The sequence below is a fragment of the Enterobacter cloacae complex sp. 418I7 genome (assembly GCF_050030705.1).
In the GTDB taxonomy this organism is placed as follows: domain Bacteria; phylum Pseudomonadota; class Gammaproteobacteria; order Enterobacterales; family Enterobacteriaceae; genus Enterobacter; species Enterobacter intestinihominis.
Genome location: NZ_JBLGUU010000001.1, coordinates 1,140,537 through 1,159,519, shown reverse-complemented (window position 1 = coordinate 1,159,519; position 18,983 = coordinate 1,140,537). Strand labels below are relative to the sequence as shown.

The 18,983-nt window shown below is 57.2% G+C and carries 17 protein-coding genes; 5 read left to right on the top strand and 12 right to left on the bottom strand.

What is annotated here, in order from left to right; genetic code table 11:
- Window positions 1-22: 22 nt before the first annotated feature.
- The gene (locus ACQG0S_RS05510) at window positions 23-1,126 is read right to left on the bottom strand and encodes a RomA family MBL fold metallo-hydrolase (RefSeq protein WP_048965788.1); all 1,104 of its coding nucleotides are present in this window, start codon (window positions 1,124-1,126) and stop codon (window positions 23-25) included.
- 192 nt (window positions 1,127-1,318) lie between these two features.
- On the opposite strand from ACQG0S_RS05510, the gene ACQG0S_RS05505 reads away from it, so the two are divergent.
- The 3 genes from ACQG0S_RS05505 to nfsB all read left to right on the top strand — a co-directional run bounded on the left by ACQG0S_RS05505 (window position 1,319) and on the right by nfsB (window position 3,041).
- Complete coding sequence (locus tag ACQG0S_RS05505) at window positions 1,319-1,909, top strand: TetR/AcrR family transcriptional regulator (protein ID WP_023299509.1); 591 nt, start codon at window positions 1,319-1,321, stop codon at window positions 1,907-1,909.
- Entirely contained in the window at window positions 1,899-2,267 is a 369-nt protein-coding gene (locus ACQG0S_RS05500; protein ID WP_022647330.1) for an MmcQ/YjbR family DNA-binding protein, read from the top strand. The genes ACQG0S_RS05505 and ACQG0S_RS05500 overlap by 11 nt, the downstream gene beginning before the upstream one ends.
- Window positions 2,268-2,387: 120 nt before the next feature.
- Complete coding sequence (nfsB, locus tag ACQG0S_RS05495) at window positions 2,388-3,041, top strand: oxygen-insensitive NAD(P)H nitroreductase (RefSeq protein ID WP_003858884.1); 654 nt, start codon at window positions 2,388-2,390, stop codon at window positions 3,039-3,041.
- Between the two features lie 27 nt (window positions 3,042-3,068).
- Here nfsB and ACQG0S_RS05490 read toward each other — a convergent pair whose 3' ends face one another.
- Both ACQG0S_RS05490 and ACQG0S_RS05485 read right to left on the bottom strand, forming a co-directional pair.
- A complete protein-coding gene (locus ACQG0S_RS05490) occupies window positions 3,069-3,251 on the bottom strand; it encodes a hypothetical protein (RefSeq protein ID WP_223861950.1) in 183 nt (60 codons plus the stop codon).
- Between the two features lie 109 nt (window positions 3,252-3,360).
- Window positions 3,361-4,230, bottom strand: coding sequence for a helix-turn-helix transcriptional regulator (locus ACQG0S_RS05485; protein WP_022647328.1), 870 nt, complete (start codon window positions 4,228-4,230; stop codon window positions 3,361-3,363).
- Window positions 4,231-4,337: 107 nt separating this feature from the next.
- Between ACQG0S_RS05485 and ACQG0S_RS05480 the strand changes: the two genes are divergently transcribed.
- Entirely contained in the window at window positions 4,338-5,774 is a 1,437-nt protein-coding gene (locus tag ACQG0S_RS05480) for an MFS transporter (RefSeq protein ID WP_048965789.1), read from the top strand.
- Window positions 5,775-5,841: 67 nt separating this feature from the next.
- A complete protein-coding gene (locus tag ACQG0S_RS05475) occupies window positions 5,842-7,086 on the top strand; it encodes a mechanosensitive ion channel family protein (protein ID WP_022647326.1) in 1,245 nt (414 codons plus the stop codon).
- Here ACQG0S_RS05475 and ACQG0S_RS05470 read toward each other — a convergent pair whose 3' ends face one another.
- The 9 genes from ACQG0S_RS05470 to ACQG0S_RS05430 form a co-directional block, all read right to left on the bottom strand.
- On the bottom strand, window positions 7,087-8,058 hold the full coding sequence (locus ACQG0S_RS05470) for a LacI family DNA-binding transcriptional regulator (RefSeq protein ID WP_023305626.1): 972 nt from the start codon (window positions 8,056-8,058) through the stop codon (window positions 7,087-7,089).
- 75 nt (window positions 8,059-8,133) lie between these two features.
- Window positions 8,134-9,276 carry a Gfo/Idh/MocA family protein gene (locus ACQG0S_RS05465; RefSeq protein ID WP_048965790.1) on the bottom strand — a complete coding sequence of 381 codons (1,143 nt, stop codon included), beginning with the start codon at window positions 9,274-9,276 and terminating at the stop codon, window positions 8,134-8,136.
- Window positions 9,269-10,294 carry a sugar phosphate isomerase/epimerase family protein gene (locus tag ACQG0S_RS05460; protein WP_048965791.1) on the bottom strand — a complete coding sequence of 342 codons (1,026 nt, stop codon included), beginning with the start codon at window positions 10,292-10,294 and terminating at the stop codon, window positions 9,269-9,271. The genes ACQG0S_RS05465 and ACQG0S_RS05460 overlap by 8 nt, the downstream gene beginning before the upstream one ends.
- 15 nt (window positions 10,295-10,309) lie before the next feature.
- Window positions 10,310-11,545, bottom strand: coding sequence for an MFS transporter (locus tag ACQG0S_RS05455; RefSeq protein WP_023299501.1), 1,236 nt, complete (start codon window positions 11,543-11,545; stop codon window positions 10,310-10,312).
- 308 nt (window positions 11,546-11,853) lie between these two features.
- Window positions 11,854-13,242 (bottom strand): phenylalanine transporter, encoded by a 1,389-nt coding sequence (gene pheP, locus ACQG0S_RS05450; RefSeq protein WP_048965834.1) that lies wholly within the window; start codon window positions 13,240-13,242, stop codon window positions 11,854-11,856.
- Window positions 13,243-13,344: 102 nt separating this feature from the next.
- Window positions 13,345-15,318 (bottom strand): PhoX family protein, encoded by a 1,974-nt coding sequence (locus tag ACQG0S_RS05445; RefSeq protein ID WP_038415570.1) that lies wholly within the window; start codon window positions 15,316-15,318, stop codon window positions 13,345-13,347.
- A 127-nt stretch (window positions 15,319-15,445) separates the two neighbouring features.
- Window positions 15,446-17,629: a TonB-dependent receptor gene (locus ACQG0S_RS05440; RefSeq protein WP_048965833.1), complete on the bottom strand. Its 2,184-nt coding sequence runs from the start codon at window positions 17,627-17,629 to the stop codon at window positions 15,446-15,448.
- A 199-nt stretch (window positions 17,630-17,828) separates the two neighbouring features.
- Window positions 17,829-18,104, bottom strand: a complete 276-nt coding sequence (yahO, locus tag ACQG0S_RS05435) for a DUF1471 family periplasmic protein YahO (protein WP_022647318.1) — start codon at window positions 18,102-18,104, stop codon at window positions 17,829-17,831.
- Between the two features lie 149 nt (window positions 18,105-18,253).
- The gene (locus tag ACQG0S_RS05430) at window positions 18,254-18,973 is read right to left on the bottom strand and encodes a lipopolysaccharide core heptose(II) kinase RfaY (protein WP_053087811.1); all 720 of its coding nucleotides are present in this window, start codon (window positions 18,971-18,973) and stop codon (window positions 18,254-18,256) included.
- Between the last annotated feature and the right edge of the window lie 10 nt (window positions 18,974-18,983).

Here is an 18,983-nt window from a genome sequence, read left to right as displayed (position 1 = left end):
CCCTCTGCTTCTCGCTTAAACATTATTCCCACCACTCGCGAAATTGTTGCGTGGTATCACTCACCCGCACGGGCTCGCCCAGCTCCGGTGTCAGCAGCCGGTAGTTTTTATCCTTACTGGCTTTCGCCAGCTGGATCAGTGGATCGTTCCAGGTATGTTTCGCCAGCACAAAACGCCCGTTATGTCCCGGTACGACCGCTCTGGCATTGAGATCTGCCGAGGCCTGCGCCGTTTCCGCCGGATGCATGTGAATGTACTTCCAGTCCTGGTCGTACTGGCCGTTTTCCATAATGGCTAAGTCCACTCCGCCAAACTGCTCGCCAATTGCTTTGAAGTGCGGGCCATAACCGGAATCTCCGCTGTAGTAGACCTTCTGCTCCGGAGAGACAAACATAAAGCTGCCCCACAGGGTCTGGTTACGCTTAATGCCGCGCCCGGAAAAATGGCGCGCCGGCAGAACATGTACCGTCAGCGCATCGCTGATACGTACCGACTGGTTCCAGTCCCGCTCGTCGATAATCTCAGGGTTCATCCCCCAGTAGCGCAGATGCGAACCCACGCCCAGCGGGGTGACCACGCGCTTAACCTTCGGCAGCAGCGCCTTGATGGTGGCGTAATCCAGATGATCATAGTGATCGTGGGAGATAATCAGCAGGTCGATCTCCGGCATGCTCTCCGCACGCCACGGGTACTCCCCCGCAAAGGCTTTATTGAGGAAGGAGAACGGTGCGGCGTAGTTACTCAGAACCGGATCGATCAGGATTCGTTGCCCCGCCAGCTGCATATACCAGGAGGAGTGGCCGAGCCACACCAGCGTGTCCTGTTCAGGCGACAGGCTCGCCAGATCGGTTTTCACCAGCGGCAGCGGCTGCGCAGGACGGGCGTTTTCGGTTTTACGGGTAAGAAACTGCCACCACGCCACCAGCATATTTTGTTGCCCGGTAAAGCCCGGCGTAGGGAGCGTGTTATGGAATTGCCCGTCGCGATAGTGCGGAGAGGCCTCCACTTCAGAGAGCTGCGCACCCTGCGGTGGCCGGCCAAATCCGGCATTCAGTACAAACGGTAAACTGGCAGCTGAAGCAATAATCATAACTAACACCACGCAGATGAATAGAGGCTTTTTCATTATCCTGACCCGCCAACGCGCCCTGTCCGATAGTTTGCGCGGGTTGAACTTGATTATGAGTGAGTAAGCACTCATTATAGATAGGATGATTACGCCGTCAAGAAGGTTTTCGATCTTTGACATTCCGCGTTGCAGCGTGGCAAAGCACGTGTTTCAATCAGGGTTTTTACAATTGACGGGAGGAAAAATTTAGTGGCACGTCCGAAGAGTGAAGATAAAAAACAGGCCTTACTGGAAGCAGCAACGGCTGCGTTTGCGCAGTCAGGTATTGCCGCCTCAACGGCGTTAATTGCCCGTAATGCGGGCGTCGCTGAAGGGACACTGTTTCGCTACTTTGCTACCAAAGACGATCTGCTGAATGCCCTCTATCTGCATCTGAAGCAGGATCTTTGCCAGACCATGCTGGCAAACCTCGATCGCACCATCACCCAGCCAAAAGAGCATACCCGTAATATCTGGAATAGCTATGTGGACTGGGGCATTCGTAACCCCCTGGCGCATGCGGCTATCCGCCAGATTGGCGTCAGTGAAAAGCTGAACATTGAAACCGAGCAGGCGGTGAAAGACATGTTCCCGGAAATACACGAACTGTGTCACCGCTCGGTGCGCCCGGTGTTTATGTCTGACGAGTTTAAGACCTTCGGTGATGCAATATTCTTATCGCTGGCTGAAACCACCATGGAGTTTGCCGCGCGCGATCCGTCCCGTGCCGTCGATTTTAAAGCGCTGGGCTTTGAAGCCATGTGGCGCGGGCTTGCTGAGGAAGAGAGCCATGGACAGTAAAGCCTTGCAGGAACATGCCAGACGCGTCGCGCTGGAAATGCCTTTTACCGAACATTGCTGGCCGTTTGGCCCGGAGTATGACGTGTTTAAGGTGGGCGGGAAAATTTTTATGCTGATGGCGACCGCTCACGGTCGGGCCCACGTCAGCCTGAAATCCGATCCGGAAAAATCGCTGCTCAATCAGCAGATCTACCGTGGCGTGGAGCCTGGCTACCATCTGAATAAAAAACACTGGATCTCCCTTTATGGCACGGACGACATCACGCCTGAACTGGTCACCGACCTGATTACGGATTCGTGGAATCTGGTCGTTGATAAACTGCCGAAAAAAGATCAGAAGTGGATTCGGCCAGCCTGATTGTTCGTCTGAGACGAACAGAATAAGCGCTCGAATCGCACTTATCTTTTCCCGCTTCGCGCGGTAATCTGCTTTCCTTTCACGCCCGCCCGCGGGCGGATTTCATCACCAGGAGTTGTTATGGATATTATTTCTGTCGCCCTGAAACGCCACTCTACCAAGGCGTTCGACCCAGCCAAAAAACTGACCGCAGAAGAAGCGGAAAAAATCAAAACGCTGCTGCAATACAGCCCGTCCAGCACCAACTCCCAGCCGTGGCACTTTATTGTTGCCAGCACTGAAGAGGGTAAAGCGCGCGTGGCAAAATCCGCGGCGGGCACCTATGTGTTTAACGAACGCAAAATGCTGGATGCCTCTCACGTGGTGGTGTTCTGTGCGAAAACCGCGATGGACGATGCCTGGCTTGAGCGCGTCGTCGATCAGGAAGAGGCTGACGGCCGTTTCGCCACGCCAGAAGCAAAAGCCGCGAACCACAAAGGCCGCTGCTATTTTGCCGACATGCACCGCGTGGATCTGAAAGATGACGACCAGTGGATGGCGAAGCAGGTTTACCTGAACGTCGGCAACTTCCTGCTGGGCGTGGCCGCGATGGGCCTGGACGCAGTGCCGATTGAAGGCTTCGATGCCGCAATCCTCGACGAAGAGTTCGGCCTGAAAGAGAAAGGTTTCACCAGCCTGGTGGTGGTGCCGGTTGGGCATCACAGCGTTGAGGATTTCAATGCCACGCTGCCGAAGTCTCGCCTGCCGCTGAGCACGATTGTGACTGAATGCTAATGAAAATGGGCCGCTGCATGCGGCCCGTTACGCTTTACTGATGACAAGCCTGCGATGCGGATGGACCTCACGATCGTTTCCCCAGGCAAAAGCAATCCAGCGCTCTTCCAGCTCAGCGTAGGAATTTACGGGCGTTAACGTCCACTCTTCTCCCACCGTACCGTCCGCCACACTAATGCGATAGTTCATGGTAAACGCCCAGTCGATCATGCGCAGCCAGAACCGTTGCCCGTCTCCCGTTTGTTCGCTGTCAGAGACAACGATGTCGTATTCGCTTAGCAGAGCCAGCTCTTATTCCCTGAAAGCCCCTCACAAAAAATTATTTCCCCTGCGCCTCCAGCCATGCCATCGCCCTCTCACCCGCCTCGTCCACCGGTAAATAGACCAGCAGCCGCGATCCGTTTCGCGGCGCAGAGTACCAGTACATCTGCTGGAGATGAAAATCCCCCAGCTCGGGATGGGTGAACAGCTTGAGCTGGTTCTCCACGCCGCGCACGTCGTTACGCTGGTGCCACAGGGTTTTGAACTCCTCGGACACCGCAAAAAAACGCGCCAGCTTCGCTTCCCAGAGCGGGTCGCCACGGTGCTCGGCCATTGCCGCGCGGAAGTAGGAGACGAAAATCGGCAGCACGTCGTCACGTTTGCCGAGCCGCGCGCGCCACGCCGGATGGGTGAGGAACAGGTAAATACAGTTGCGATCTTCCGGCGGGATAGCGTTGAAATCGACGCCCATCAGGTGTCCGAAGCTGTCGTTCCACGCCACGATATCGAAATTCGGTTTCTGAATACTGGCAGGCTTCGGCATCAGGGTATCCAGCAGGCGACGCGTGCCTTCGCTGATCCCCTCACAGCACACCGCCTGCGGGGCTTCGCCCGGCGGCAAACCGGCAAGCACAAAAAGATGCCGGGCTTCGGTCGGGGTGCATTGCAGCGCTTTTGCAATGGCGGCCATCACCGCGCTGGACGGATTGACGTCCCGGCCCTGTTCCAGCCAGGTGTACCAGGTCACACCGACATCCGCGAGCATCGCTACCTCCTCCCGGCGCAGGCCCGGCGTGCGGCGACGGCCGCTGCGCGGTAAGCCGAGCCGCTGCGGATCGAGGCTTTCGCGCCGGGCACGCAAAAACGCGCCCAGCTGCTTGCGGGTGTCATCCTGGAGAGAGGTGACAGGTTCAGACATCAGCGCCATAACATCTCCTGCATGGTAGTGCCAGTACCAGTATAAGCAAGAACTGGTACCCGTTTATCAGATGGTTGATGCTACGACTCTACGCTGTTTGACGCAATGGAGTCACCATGAATACGTCAGTTGTTTCACCGGGTCGTGCGGGCCTGATATTGCTGTTAACCGGCCAGATGCTGCCGCTGATTGATACCTCGATCACCAACGTGGCGCTGGATTCCATCACCCATTCGTTACACGCCACCGCCACCGAACTGGAGCTGATCGTCGCACTCTACGGCGTGGCCTTTGCCGTCTGCCTGGCCCCCGGCAGCAAGCTGGGCGATAACCTTGGCCGCCGTCGCTTGTTTATGTGGGGCGTGGCGAGTTTTGGCCTGGCCTCGCTGCTGTGCGGCATGGCGGGCAATATCGAACAGTTGCTTGCCGCGCGCATTATTCAGGGCGCGGGCGCCGCGCTGATCATGCCGCAAATTCTCGCGACGTTGCACGTGACGTTAAAAGGAACGGCACACGCCAAAGCGATCAGTCTGTTCGGCGGTATCGGCGGTATTGCGTTTATCGTCGGCCAGATGGGTGGCGGCTGGCTGGTGTCGGCGGACATCGCCGGGCTTGGCTGGCGTAACGCCTTCTTTATCAACGTGCCGATTTGTCTGGTGGTGCTGGCGTTGAGCCGTCGCTACGTACCGGAAACCCGCCGCGACACGCCGTCGCGCATTGACTGGACCGGTACTGTCCTGCTGACGGCGATACTGTGCTGTCTGCTGTTCCCGATGGCGCTCGGCCCGCAATGGCACTGGTCGTGGCCGCTGAAGGCCGCGCTGCTGGCGATTGTGCCGCTGGTCTATTTGATGGTGTTAAACGCGCGTAAGAAAGAGCGAGAAGATGCCCACCCGCTCATCGCGCCGCGCCTGTTGCAGCTGCGCAGCATCCGCTTTGGCGTGCTGATCGGGATACTCTTTTTCAGCGTCTGGTCCGGGTTCATGTTCTGTATGGCGCTGACCATGCAAAGCGGTCTGGGGATGGCGCCGTGGCAGTCCGGGAACAGCTTTATCGCGCTCGGCGTCACCTATTTTATTTCCGCCTGGTTCGCCCCACGCCTGATTGCCCGCTACAGCACCAGCGCCATCCTGCTGACCGGGCTTGCGATTCAGCTTGTCGGCCTGGTGGCGCTGATCGCCACGTTCCGTCACTGGGGAATGCAGAATACCGCGCTGACGTTGGCCCCGGCCACCGGGCTGGTGGGTTACGGGCAGGCGCTGATTGTAAACAGCTTCTACCGTATCGGGATGCGCGATATTCAGCCTGACGACGCGGGGTCCGCGAGCGCGATTTTAAGCACGCTGCAACAGGCTGCGCTGGGGCTTGGCCCGGCCATTTTCGGCGCGATTTTGCTGCACGGGCTGCAAAATCATCACGGAGATTACACCCAGGCAGTCAACGTCTTCCTGATGGTGGAAACGGCCATGATGGGGGTGCTGGCGCTGGCCACGCTGCGTATGCGCCATCGTCTGTGTTTACCGGTCGTCAAGGCCTGTCCGGCGACAAAATAAAACTGCCTGAATTTGCATAATAGATCCGCAGCCGCCATTATGGGGCTGCATCAATACAGGAGACGTTATGCAGGAATTAATTGCTCAGGTTGAAGAGTTAGGGATTGAAATTAATCACACCACCTCTTTAGTGATTATCTTTGGTATTATTTTTCTTACAGCCATTATCGTTCATTTTATTCTGCACAAAGTGGTGCTGCGCGCCTTCGAAAAACGCGCGCAGGCCAGCAGCCATTTATGGTTGCAGATCATTACGCAGAACAAGTTATTTCACCGTCTGGCGTTTACCCTCCAGGGGATAATCGTCAACGTTCAGGCGGTTCTGTGGCTGCAAAAAGGCAGCGAAGCGGCGGAAATGCTCACCACCTGCGCAAAATTGTGGGTGATGGTCTATGCCCTGCTCTCCTTCTTCTCGCTGCTGGATGTGATTTTTAATCTGTCGCAGAAAATGGCCACCGCATCACAGCTGCCGCTGAAGGGGATATTCCAGGGCATCAAGCTGGTGAGCGCCATTCTGGTGGGAATATTAATTATCTCCCTTCTGATCGGTCAGTCACCCGCCATTCTGATAAGCGGCCTGGGTGCGATGGCTGCCGTTCTGATGCTGGTCTTTAAAGACCCGATACTGGGCTTAGTGGCCGGTATTCAGCTCTCCGCCAACGACATGCTGAAGCTCGGGGACTGGCTGGAGATGCCGAAATACGGGGCCAACGGCACGGTGACCGACATCGGCCTGACCACCGTTAAAGTGCGCAACTTCGATAACACCATCACCACCATCCCGACCTGGGCGCTGGTGTCCGACGCGTTCATCAACTGGAGCGGCATGTCAGCCTCCGGTGGTCGCCGCATCAAGCGTAGCCTGAATATCGATACCACCAGCATTCATTTCCTCGATGAGCAGGAGCAGCAGAAACTGATTCAGGCGAAACTACTGAAGCCGTATCTGGCCGCGCGTCATGAGGAAATTAACCTGTGGAATCAGCAGAACGGCGAAGGGGAATCGGTATTAAACCTGCGCAAGATGACCAATATCGGCACCTTCCGTGCCTATCTGAATGAATATCTGCGTAACCACCCGCGTATTCGTAAAGATATGACGCTGATGGTGCGCCAGCTCGCGCCCGATGCCAACGGGCTGCCGATTGAAATATATGCCTTTACCAACACGGTGATTTGGGCAGAATACGAAGATATTCAGGCCGACATCTTCGATCATATTTTCGCGGTGGTGGATGAATTTGGCCTGCGTATTCACCAGTCGCCAACCGGAAACGATATTCGCTCGCTGGCTGGCGTCATCGCCAGATAATCAGGTGCTGGCGCGGGAAATAAAGCGCCAGTCCATCATGACCCTTTCCGTGGGCGCATCCGGGTTGTCGATCTTATTTAACAGCAGATTGACCGCCTTGCGCCCGATATCCCGCGACGGTTGTTCAATGGTGGTGAGAGAAATCATCTCCGCCAGCTCGGTGCCGTCAAAACCCACCACCGCGATATCTTCTGGCACCCGCAGCCCTGCCTGCTGAATGGCGCGCAGCGCCCCCGCCGCCAGCGTATCAGAAACGGCAAACACCGCATCCGGCGGGTTTGCCGTTAACAGATTTTGCATCGCCGCCATGCCCGCACTGGAGCTGAGCTCACTGGCGTACTCCACCGCCTGATAGTCCAGATCCCGCAGGTGTATGACGCTCTTATAGCCGCGTTCGCGCAAACGGGCATATTTGTAGCTGAGGTCGTGGTTGATGAGCGCAATGCGTTTGCGGCCCTCGTCGGCAAGCTGGCTGACAACATGCTGAGAGGCATCAACATCATTAATCCCCACGCAGGAGACCGCGCCCGCATCGGCGTATTCGGCGCACTGCACCCACGGCGCGTTGCCAATCAGCGCGGCCAGCTCCGGCAGCTTCGAGAACGCATCCATGGTGATAATGCCGTCGACGATTTTGCCGGAGAGCAGGCTTAAGCCCGAGCGGGAGCGCTCAATATCCGAGCCGGAGTTGCACAGCAGAATGCGGTAGCCGTTTTTCTCCGCCTCGGCTTCGATGCCCTTCACCACTTCGGCACAGAACGGGTTGGCGATGTTCGAGACCATCACCAGGATCATATAGCTGCGGGCGGTGCGCAGCTGACGCGCCAGCAGATTGGGCTGGTAGTTACTCTCCTGGATCGCCTGCAAAACGCGCTCGCGGTTTTTCGCCTTCACGGTATCGCTGTTATTCAGTACGCGAGAGACCGTTGCCACGGATACCCCGGCCAGTTGAGCGATTTTCTGAATTGACATAGCGACGATACATCCTGCGGTTAACGTTTTGTGCAGGCTACCATAAATTGGTTGCCCGGCGAACCGGGCAATGCGTCAGTATTCCACACGCACCCAGCGCTGCTGCTGATGGCTTTTCACAATCGCATCAAGGATATACATCACACTGGCGCCATCGTGGAAGGTGGCAAACTGCGGATTATCCGGCATCGCTCCCGCCTGCACGGCACGGTAAAATTGCGCCATCATATTTTTAAAGGCATCCGGCCAGCCTTCAATGTGTCCGCCGGGGAAATGGGCGCTGTCGGCCACATCACGGTTCATCAAACCCGGATCGTCGCTGAGCGTCTGGTTTGCCCGGGTGCGATGGCCGATCCACAGCTGCTGCGGGGTTTCCTGATCCCACGCCACCGACTGCTCGCTGCCGTTAATTTCAAAGGTCAGGCGGTTTTTTCGCCCCGCGCTCACCTGCGAGACGCTAAAGCTGCCCTTGCTGCCGTCGTCAAAACGCAACAGCACCGAGCCGAAGTCTTCGGTAGTGACCAGTTTATCTTCATAGTGAGCATGTTCGTCGTGCGTAAACGTCTGACTGCCCGCCACGTTAGCCTTGCGCGTCGGCCAGACGATGGATAAATCAGCCATCACCTCAGTAATGCGCCTGCCGGTGACATACTGCACCGTATCGCACCAGTGGGAGCCGATATCCGCCACCGCCCGCGATGCGCCGCCGAGCGCGGCATCCACCCGCCAGTTGTAGTCGGCTTCCAACAGCATCCAGTCCTGCAAATAGCTGCCGTGCGAGGCAAACAGCCGCCCGAGGGTGCCCGCGCGCATCATGCTCGCCGCCTGGCGCACCATCGCAAACTGACGATAGACAAAGCTCACGCCATGCACCACGCCCGCCTGCTCTGCCAGCGCCACCAGCTCGCGCGCCTCGTCCGGCGTCATGCACAGCGGCTTTTCGGAAAACACGTGCTTGCCCGCGCGCAGGATCTGGCGGTTAATCTCCGCGTGCAGGTGGTTCGGCGTGCAGTTGTGCACCGCATGCAGATTGGAGTGCGCGAGCAGTTCTTCCACGCTGGCGTAAGCATGCGGCACATTTAGCTGGCGCGCCTTTTCCTGCGCCTTAACGAGCGAACCGTCGCAGAGCGCGACCACCTGCACAAACCCGAGACGCCTGAGCGCCTCGATGTGTGCCGGGCCAATAAACCCGCTACCGATAATCCCGACGTTAATCATGGCTGCCCCCTGCGGCGAAATCATCAAACGCCCGTCCGGAAACGGGAATAATGTGGCGGCGGATAAATTCGCTGCCTTCACTCGCGCCGGTATCGCCATCCTTCAGGCAGCACTCCCACTCCAGCACCGCCCAGCCGTCGTAGTCGTACTGGGTCAGCTTGCTGAAGATGCCCTTAAAGTCGATCTGCCCGTCGCCCAGCGAGCGAAAACGTCCGGCGCGGTTGATCCACGGCTGGTAGCCGCCGTAGACGCCGCTGCGCCCGCTGGGGCGGAACTCCGCGTCCTTGACATGGAACGCTTTAATGCGCGCATGGTAGAGATCAATAAAGGTCAGGTAATCCATTTGCTGAAGCAGCATGTGGCTCGGGTCGTAGAGTATGTTGCAGCGCGGATGGTTATCCACCAGCGCCAGAAAACGCTCGAAGGTTACGCCGTCGTGCAGATCTTCCCCCGGATGCAGCTCAAAGCAGACGTCCACGCCCTGCTCGTCGAAGGTATCCAGTATTGGCCGCCAGCGGGTTGCCAGCGCCTCGAACGCCTCCTGAAAACGCTGCTCGTTGTGCGGCGGCCACGGATAGAAAAACGGCCAGGCCAGCGAGCCGGAGAAGGTGGCGTGCGCTTTCAGCCCTAATCGGGCCGAGGCGACCGCCGCCTGCTTCAGTTTTTCCGTCGCCCACGCCTGACGCGCCGCATCGTTACCGCGCACGGATGCGGGTGCGAAGTGGTAAAACGCCTCGCTGTAAACCGGGTTCACCGCCACAAGCTGCCCTTCCAGATGGGTCGACAGCTCGCTGATGACCAGCCCGTGCGCGGCCAGCTTTGCGGTGATGTCGTCGCAGTAGGCCTGACTCTCTGCGGCTTTCTCCACATCAAAGATATGCGGATGGTTGCAGGGGATCTGCACCGCTCTGTAACCCTTCGACGCCGCCCATCCTGCCAGCCCGTCGAGCGTGTTGAAGGGCGCTTCCCCGCTAATAAACTGCGACAGAAAAATACCCGGTCCTTTCATTGTCCTCATACCACCTCCAGAACATTACGCCTTGTCATCGTCATACTTAAACGTGAGAAGGAAAATCAGCGCGATCGCCGCGGCAGCCACCGCCGGGATCCACCAGAATGTAACCCACGCCTGCGGCACGGTCTGCCCTGCCACCAGGCGGTTGTAAAGCGCCCCTGAAATCTGCGAGCCGAGCAGCATGCCGATGCCGTAGGTGAACATCACGATCATGCTCTGCGCCTGGCCTTTGACCTTTTCTCCCGCCACGCGGTCGGTGTAGATAAAGCCGACGACAAAGAAGAAATCGTAGCAGACGCCGTGCAGCAGAATGCCCAGATACAGCAGAATGCGCCCCTCCTCGCTGACACCCAGCGCGAACATGGCATAACGTACGAACCACGCCAGCATGCCGATCAGCAGCATATATTTCACGCCCAGGCGGCGGAACAGCAGCGGAATAACCAGCATGAAGACGATCTCAGACATCTGCCCGAAGGACATGGCGGTGCTGACGTCGGCAATGCCGGCATCCGCCAGATACGAGGCGGTGTAGGCGTAATAGGTGCCGAGCGGGACGGAGATCAGCATTGCGCAGACGGAGAAGACGAAGAAGTGGCGGGTTTTGAGCAGCGCGAAGGCGTCCGCGCAGAAGAGATCGCGCACCTTCACAGGCAGGCCTTTCGCCGGTGCTGGCGTGTGCGGCAGCGTCAGGCTATAGAGCGCCAGCAGCACGGAGCTGACCGCCGCTACCTGGAAGATGGTCACGCTGGACGCCACGCCGGTGACGCCGATAAAAATGCCCGCCACGATCCAGCCGATGGTGCCAAACACACGCACCACTGGGAAAGTTTTATCCACGTTTGCCAGGCTGTGGAACGCGATGTTGTTGGTGAGCGCCAGCGTTGGCATGTAGCAGAGCGTGTAGCCAAACAGCAGGCCAATCAGCAGCGCGCCGTTCTCAGCAATCAGCGCCCCCGGCACGAACCAGAGGATCGCCGCGCCCGCGAGGTGCATCACCGCCATCACCTTCTGTGAAGCGAAGAAGCGGTCCACCAGCATCCCGAGCACGAACGGCGAAAGAATGGAGGCGATGGGCCCGGCTGAGAACGCATCGCCAATCAGCAAAGACATGTTGTGCCGGGTCATCACCAGGCCAAGCGTGACCGACCAGCTACCCCAGATAAAAAATTGCAGAAACATCATCAGCGACAGACGCGGCACCAGCAGCCGGTGCTGCGTTATCGCCTTTTCACTACTCTCAGTTGACACCATGATAAGCCTCACCCGGAAAAAGTAATCGATTACAAATTAGTTCAAATGAAAAGTAATCGATTACAAAACAAAGATCCTGTGGATCGAAACAGAATTGGGAGAGGGGTCACGATAATGGTGAAGCGGAGGTGCCGGGTGGCGGCTTCGCCTTACCCGGCCTACTAAATAACGATAACGTCCCCGAACATGTAGGCCCGGTAAGCGCAGCGCCACCGGGCGTGAAGGCAGGCAGTGTGGTGCGGTCTGGTTTGGTGCGGTCTGGTGCCCTCACCCCGGCCCTCTCCCACAGGGAGAGGGAGAAAAGCGCGCTACTTTTTACGTGAGAGTTTAAAGGCAACAAACAGGAGCACCACCCACACCGGCAGCAGCATCGCTGACAGGCGCATCTCATCCATGGTGCACATCAGCACCAGAATCAGGCCGAGGAAGGCGATACAGATGTAGTTCCCCGCCGGATAGAGCAGCGCCTTGAACTGCGTCTCGCGCCCCTTGCGGCGCATCGCGGCGCGAAAGCGCAGGTGCGCCAGGCAGATCATGATCCAGTTCAACAGCAGCGTGGCGACAACCAGCGCCATCAGCAGGCCAAACGCCTCTTTCGGCAGCAGATAGTTGATCAGCACCACCAGCGAGGTGATAGCCCCGGAAAGGAACAGCGAATTGATCGGCACGCCGCGACGGCTGACGCGGGTGAGGAACTTCGGCGCATTGCCCTGTACGGAGAGGCCAAACAACATGCGGCTGTTGGAGTAAACCCCGCTGTTGTACACCGACAAAGACGCCACCAGAATGACGAAGTTCAGCGCGGAAGCCACCACGTTGCTGTTCAGGTCATGGAAGATCATCACGAACGGGCTGCTGTCAGATTTTACTTCCACCCACGGATAGAGCGCCAGCAGCACCACCAGCGAGCCGATATAGAACAGCAGGATACGGTACACCACCTGGTTGACCGCTTTCGGAATGCTTTTGTGCGGATCGCGCGCTTCAGCAGCGGTGATGCCAATCAGCTCCAGACCGCCGAAGGAGAACATAATGACCGCCAGCGAGAGGATCAGCCCTTTCCAGCCAGTCGCCAGGAAGCCGCCGTGCTGCCACAGGTTGTCGATCGATGCACGCTCGCCGCCGTGGCCGGAGAACAGCAGCCACAGGCCAAAGCCGATCATGCCGATAATCGCCAGCACCTTGATCAGCGCAAACCAGAACTCGGTCTCGCCATACAGGCGCACGTTCACAAGGTTAACGGCGTTAATAATGATGAAGAAGGCCGCCGCCCAGATCCACGTCGGGACATCCGGCAGCCAGTACTGCATATAGATGCCTGCGGCGGTCAGCTCCGCCATGCCCACCAGCACAAACATCACCCAGTAGTTCCAGCCGGAGAGGAAGCCTGCGAACGGACCCCAGTATTTATAGGCAAAATGCGCGAAGGAGCCGGACACCGGCTCTTCAACAACCATCTCGCCGAGCTGGCGCATGATCAGGAAGGCGATAATCCCTGCGAGAGCGTAACCCAGCAGAACCGCCGGGCCAGCCATTTGAATGGCGGGGCCGATGCCGAGAAACAGCCCGGTACCGATCGCGCCGCCAAGGGCAATTAACTGAATATGTCGATTTTGCAAACCACGTTGCAGCGTCGGACTCTGATCCGACGAAGCTTCAGCGCTACCATGGCCTGAAGCGGATGACGCGTCTTTCACGCCCTACCCCTGTCTCTTTTTTAGAAGGGGCACGTTTTAACACTTCATGCTGGTGGTAGCAAGCTTAACGCCGGGCCAGCGCATGCGCCCGGCGGATAAACGTCACGACCCGATGATCCCGCCGTCTGCTTTGACGATCACCACCGTTGACGATCGCGGACGCCCGTTCGGGCTCGCGTCTGGCCAGCTGGAAACAGCGCGAGGGTTGGCCGGGTCGGTAATATCATCCCCACCCTCCCCCGGATGCTGAATGTTGATAAACAGCGTCCGGTTGTCTGGCGTAAATGCAATGCCGGTGATTTCGCACCCGCGCGGCCCGGTCAGGAATCGGCGATACTCGTTGGTGCCTGGAATGGTAGCCACCATCTGGTTATTGCCCATCCCCTCGTACGCTTTCTTATTGATGGTGCTGGAGGAGACATCGGTCTGGATCCACAGGACGCCCTGGTGGTCAAACGACAGGCCGTCCGGGCTGCCAAATTCCGCGCCCTGCATCGAGCCTTTGGCCTTCGGATCGTCGCCGTCGGTGCGCCCGGCCATGACCAGAATATCCCACTTAAAGCGTGAGGCGGCAGGATCGGCCCCCTCTTCGAGCCAGTGCATAATATGCCCGTACACGTTGTTGGCGCGCGGGTTAGCGGCGTCGACCGGTGCCTTGCCCTCTTTCCCGCGATCGCTGTTGTTGGTGAGCGTACAGTAGACGCTGCCGCTGGCGTGCGGATCGACGGCTATCCACTCGGGGCGATCCATCTTCGTTGCCCCCACCACGTCGGCCGCCAGACGGGTTTTAATCAGCAGATCGCCCTGGCTTGCAAAACCGTTGCTTTTATCCAGGCCATTTTGCCCGAAGACAAGCGGCAGCCAGTCGCCGCTGCCGTTTTCGTTGAACCTGGCGACGTACAGCGTGCCGGACGTCAGCAGCTGCATATTGGCTTCGCGGTTCGCGGGATCGTATTTTTTATCCGAAACAAATTTATAGATGTACTCAAACTTTTGGTCGTCACCCATATAAACCACCACGCGATTATCCGCGGCGAGCGTGACGGCTGCCCCCTCATGCTTGAAGCGGCCCAGCGCGGTGTGCTTGCGCGGGGTGGAGGTCGGGTTGTAGGGATCGATTTCCACGACCCAGCCGAAACGGTTGGGTTCGTTAGGGGTTTTATCGACGCTGAACCGCTCATCCACCTCGTTCCAGCGGTATGATTCATCGCTGTCGCTAATGCCGTAGCGTTTTTCCAGCGGGTTGAGATCGGCTTTTTTCACAAATATGTCCGACCAGTTCTCCTCGCAGGTGAGATAGGTCCCCCACGGCGTGTGGCCGTTGGCGCAGTTCTGCATGGTGCCCAGAACGCGTTCCCCCTGCGGATCGGCGGCGGTTTTCATTAAGTCCTGATGCCGCGCCGGGCCGGTAAGCTGCATCGGCGTATTGACGGTAATACGGCGGGCGAACGAAGACGGACGCACCACCTCCCAGCCGCTGCCCGTTTTTTTCACTTCCACCACCGACACGCCCATCGCGTTCTGCCCCTTGCGGGCTTTGTCGAGGCTCCAGTTCGCCGTACCGTCCGTAAACAGCATTCCGTTGTCGATGTATTCATGGTTCATCGCCAGCAGGCCATGCTCCGGGCTTTGCCCCCCCTGCGGCAGGCTAAACCACGCCATGCCGTCGTGGTGCATGCCCGCCTGCACGGCCTGTTCGTCTGTGGTATTGCTGGCGTCCGGTTTAAACGCCGGCATGTTGTTTTTGATGCCTGTCGGATCGCCCCAGCGATAGAACGGGCGGGCAATATAACCTTCCGGCACCCTGACCGTATCTTCCGTGGAGACGTCGATGCTGGTAAAGCCCAGGGAAACCGCTTTTGCCAGCGCGGACGGTTTTGAGACCGCGGCAATCGCATTCTCGGGTGTGATCAGATACGGGAATGATACGGCTGCCCCCGCTACGGCCCCCATCTGGAGAAAACGGCGGCGGGAGAGGAACACCTCTGCCACCTCGGAGAATACCGGGTTAGCGCTGCGGTTACTGATATCGTCGCGATGTTCTTTTTTAAATACGGATTTGAGGGGTCTGCCCATAGCGGCTTCCTGTCATTGGCCAAGAGGTAAGGATGTGGCGACCAGTGTAAGAAGCTTTTATTACAATTTTATAACACGACAACGAAGGGATTGGGGCGTCCCTGCCCCGGATAACGAGGTGGAACGCTTAGAACTCGTAGCCAACCGAGACCTTAAAGGTACGCGGCTCGCCCTGAGTGATGTAAGTACCGGAATCATCCACGCTTGACCAGTAGTTCTCGTTGGTCACGTTGTCGATGCCTGCGCGCACGGTCATCTGGTTTTCATTGTGGTTCACCGCGAAGCGATAGCGCATACCCAGATCCAGCGTGGTGTAGCTGTCCAGCTTTTTGGTGTTCGCAAGATCGGCATACTGCGTGCCGGAGTGGTTAACGCGCGCGGTCGCCGTCAGGCCCTCAATCGGCTTGATATCGTATTCTGCGCCCAGCACGGCGTAGAAGTTCGGAATACCGATCGCGTCGTTCCCCTGGTTCACGCCGTTTTTAGTTTTGGTCAGCTCGGCCTGAAGCCAGGTGGCGCTGGCGTTCAGACGCATCCCGAGCGTTGGCTCGCCGAAAACGTTCAGCTCCACGCCACGGTTACGCTGTTCAGCGTCCAGGCCGTAGTGGCCGCTGTCGTCGAGGATGGCCGAAGGCATTTTGATCTCAAACAGTGCCAGGGAGCCGCCCACGCGGCCAAAGTCCGCCTTTACACCCACTTCGTTCTGCTTAGAGTGCACGATACCGGTGCTCTGGCCGTAGTTCGTCGCAGTGTTCGGCGCAGTTTCACCGGGCTGTAACGCCTCGGTGTGGTTGGCGTAGAGGGAAATTTCCTCCCACGGCTTATAGACCACGCCGTAGGTTGGCATCCAGCGGCTACCGTCAAAACCGTCCGCGTCGTTTTCCGCACCGGTAATTTTGTTGTACCCGCGAATCACCACTTTCTGATGGCGTGCGCCTGCGGTAAACAGCAGTTTGTCGTCCAGCACGCCCAGGGTATCGCTCAACAGCCAGCCCTGCGTGCGGGTGCGCCCGCTGGTCAGCGGATCGCTGTATTTGCCGCCTGAGCCGCTGAAGTTGCTGCTGTCCGGCATAGCAACGCCAGTGTTGTGGTAGATGTTGGTGGTCGGGTTATCCGCCGCGGCAGACATTTTCCACGCGATTTTTTCGTTTTTGGTCATCGCCGAATACCCGACATTCACCTTGTGCGAGACGAAGCCGGTCATGAAGTTACCGCGAATGCCCGCCATGCCGCTGACGGAATCGCTGATGCGGTTGGTATCAAGGCGGCTGACCGTCGCATTACCGCTTTTATCCATCAGCTTCGGCGCGCTGTAGATCCCCTCTTCGTGCGCGTGCTGTGCGCCGAGGCCGGTATAGGCCGTCCAGCTATCGGTGATGTCGTACTCGCTGCGCCACATGCCGAATTCGTTTTCGATATCGCTGTAGGCCCACTTCTGCGAGAAGTTGCGATCGTTCTTCGGTGGTTCAGGCACGAAGTCCACCGCCGAGATGTTGACGCTGGTCGGGCTGCCGTGGAAGGTTTTTTTCTGATAGCCCAGGTCCAGCGAGGTGCGGAAACGGTCACCTTTGTAATCCAGACCGGTGGAGAGCAGCGTGGTGCGGCGGCGGTCGTTCGGCACGCCGGTTTCGCCTTCACGATGCACAAGGTTCACCCGCGCGCCGAACTGGTCGTTATCGCCAAAGCGACGCCCCGCATCCAGCGTGGTGCCAATCTGGGAATCCGAGGTGTAGTCGACGCCCACTTTCGCCTGCGGGATGTCGCCCGCGTGTTTTGGCTCAAGGTTGATCATCCCGCCCACGCCCGAGCTGGCCGCGCCGTTCATCAGGGAGTTGGCCCCTTTGAAGATCTCGATGCGGTCAACCATCTGGGCATCCACCACCTGACGCGGCAGTACGCCAGACAATCCGGCAAAGGTCATATCGTCGCCGTCAAACTTCAGGCCGCGGATACGGAAGGTTTCCGCGCTGTTGCCGTACCCCTGAACGAACTGCACGCCCGCGTCGTTAGCGACCACGTCAGCAATGGTTTTCGCCTGCTGATCTTCCACCAGCTTCGAGGTGTAGCTAATGATGTTGAACGGCACGTCCATGGCGTTCTGCTGCCCGAGCATCCCCATACGTCCGCCGTTAGCCACCTGGCCGTCGAGGAAGGCCGGAAGCAGCTGGTCACCGCCGGGTTTGAAATCACTCCCCGCCGTGGACTGGACCACGATGGTGTCCTCTTTTTTCTCTTCCGCCGCAAAGGCGGAGTGTGTAACCGCGCCGATGGCAATCGCCAGCAGCGTTTTGTGCATTGTGGTGTTGTTCATAATGAGCTCTTAACGTGCGCGCAAAAATGGCCCGTTGTCGGGCCTTAGTATTTATCAAATGAAATGCAAATGAGAACTATACGCATTATACATACGTAATCAAGCGTCAACGAGGAGCACTGCGCGAGAAGAGGTTAAAAACGATGTGGGGGAGAAGTACGGAGCACAACCACCCCAGACAGGGGTGGTTGCTAAAGCATTATTTTTTCTTGTAAATATCGGCGGTGCCGTGAATTTTGTTGTTTGTATTACCGGAAGTCAGCACCAGTACATCAGCACCTTCTTTATCAGCCTTTTCGACCAGCTCTTTTTTCGCATCGTCGACAGAGACTTCGTTAGCCGTGCTCACGGTACCGATTTTTTCGTACTGAGACTCAACTTTTTCGAATTCGTTTTTTGTCATCATTTCAGCCGCAAAGGCGTTGGTGGTAAACAGAAACGCGGTGCCCAACAAAATAGCAGTCGTTTTTTTCATAAACTTTTTCCTTAAGATTAATGAGCAACTACGAAAAGCCCCCACGCGAAACGGTGAGGTGTAATGAGCATGGTAGAGGATTGGCGAAAATGCCATATACCAGGGAAAATTCTTTTATAACAGGCTGTTGTCCTGCATGAATAAAGGGTTTAAGCGGTATTTGAACGCGCCAGATACTTCCTCTGGACGATTTTATGGTGTCGTCTGATTTTTTTTGCGATCAGGCGTTTTTCCCAACGCCGGTGGGATTCAATGGGAATACCAATGCGCAGGCTGGCCGTCACGTTGTCTTCAACAATCCTTTTCGCGTTACAACGCTTCCCGGACAGATCGATGATCCTTATTCCTTTTTCACTCAGGATGAAGTTCCCGCCGTGCGCATCGCCGGAAATGATTTTCAGATTGTGCATTTTCTGCATACTGTGTCGGATTTCACGCTTTATGTCCGGCGTGATCGCGGGAAGAACGCGTAACTCCGGACCGGGGACATACTCAAACAACATGAGCGAGATTTTTGCGAATCTGAAAATCCGGCGTTCAGCCAGGAGATAAAAATCATTCGGGAAGGTATGACCTTGCCTGCCAGCATAGTCGATCCGCTCAATCAAATTTTCGTTGGGGTTGGGCGTAAAAAACGATTTGAAAAATTTTTCTATCCTTTTTTTCCTGGGGGAGTAAATCTTTAATACAAACTGTCCGTAGGGGGTATTCAGTAAAGAGACGTGGGTATGCGGAAGGCTTTTAAATACCATCTGAACGCTGAGTCGTTTTACATTACAGGACAATATATCGTCCAGTATTTCCAGGTATCGTGTATCGTTATTTTTATAAAAGACGTGAAAACCACGGTATTTCATTTTTGTAATCATAATAATGTGC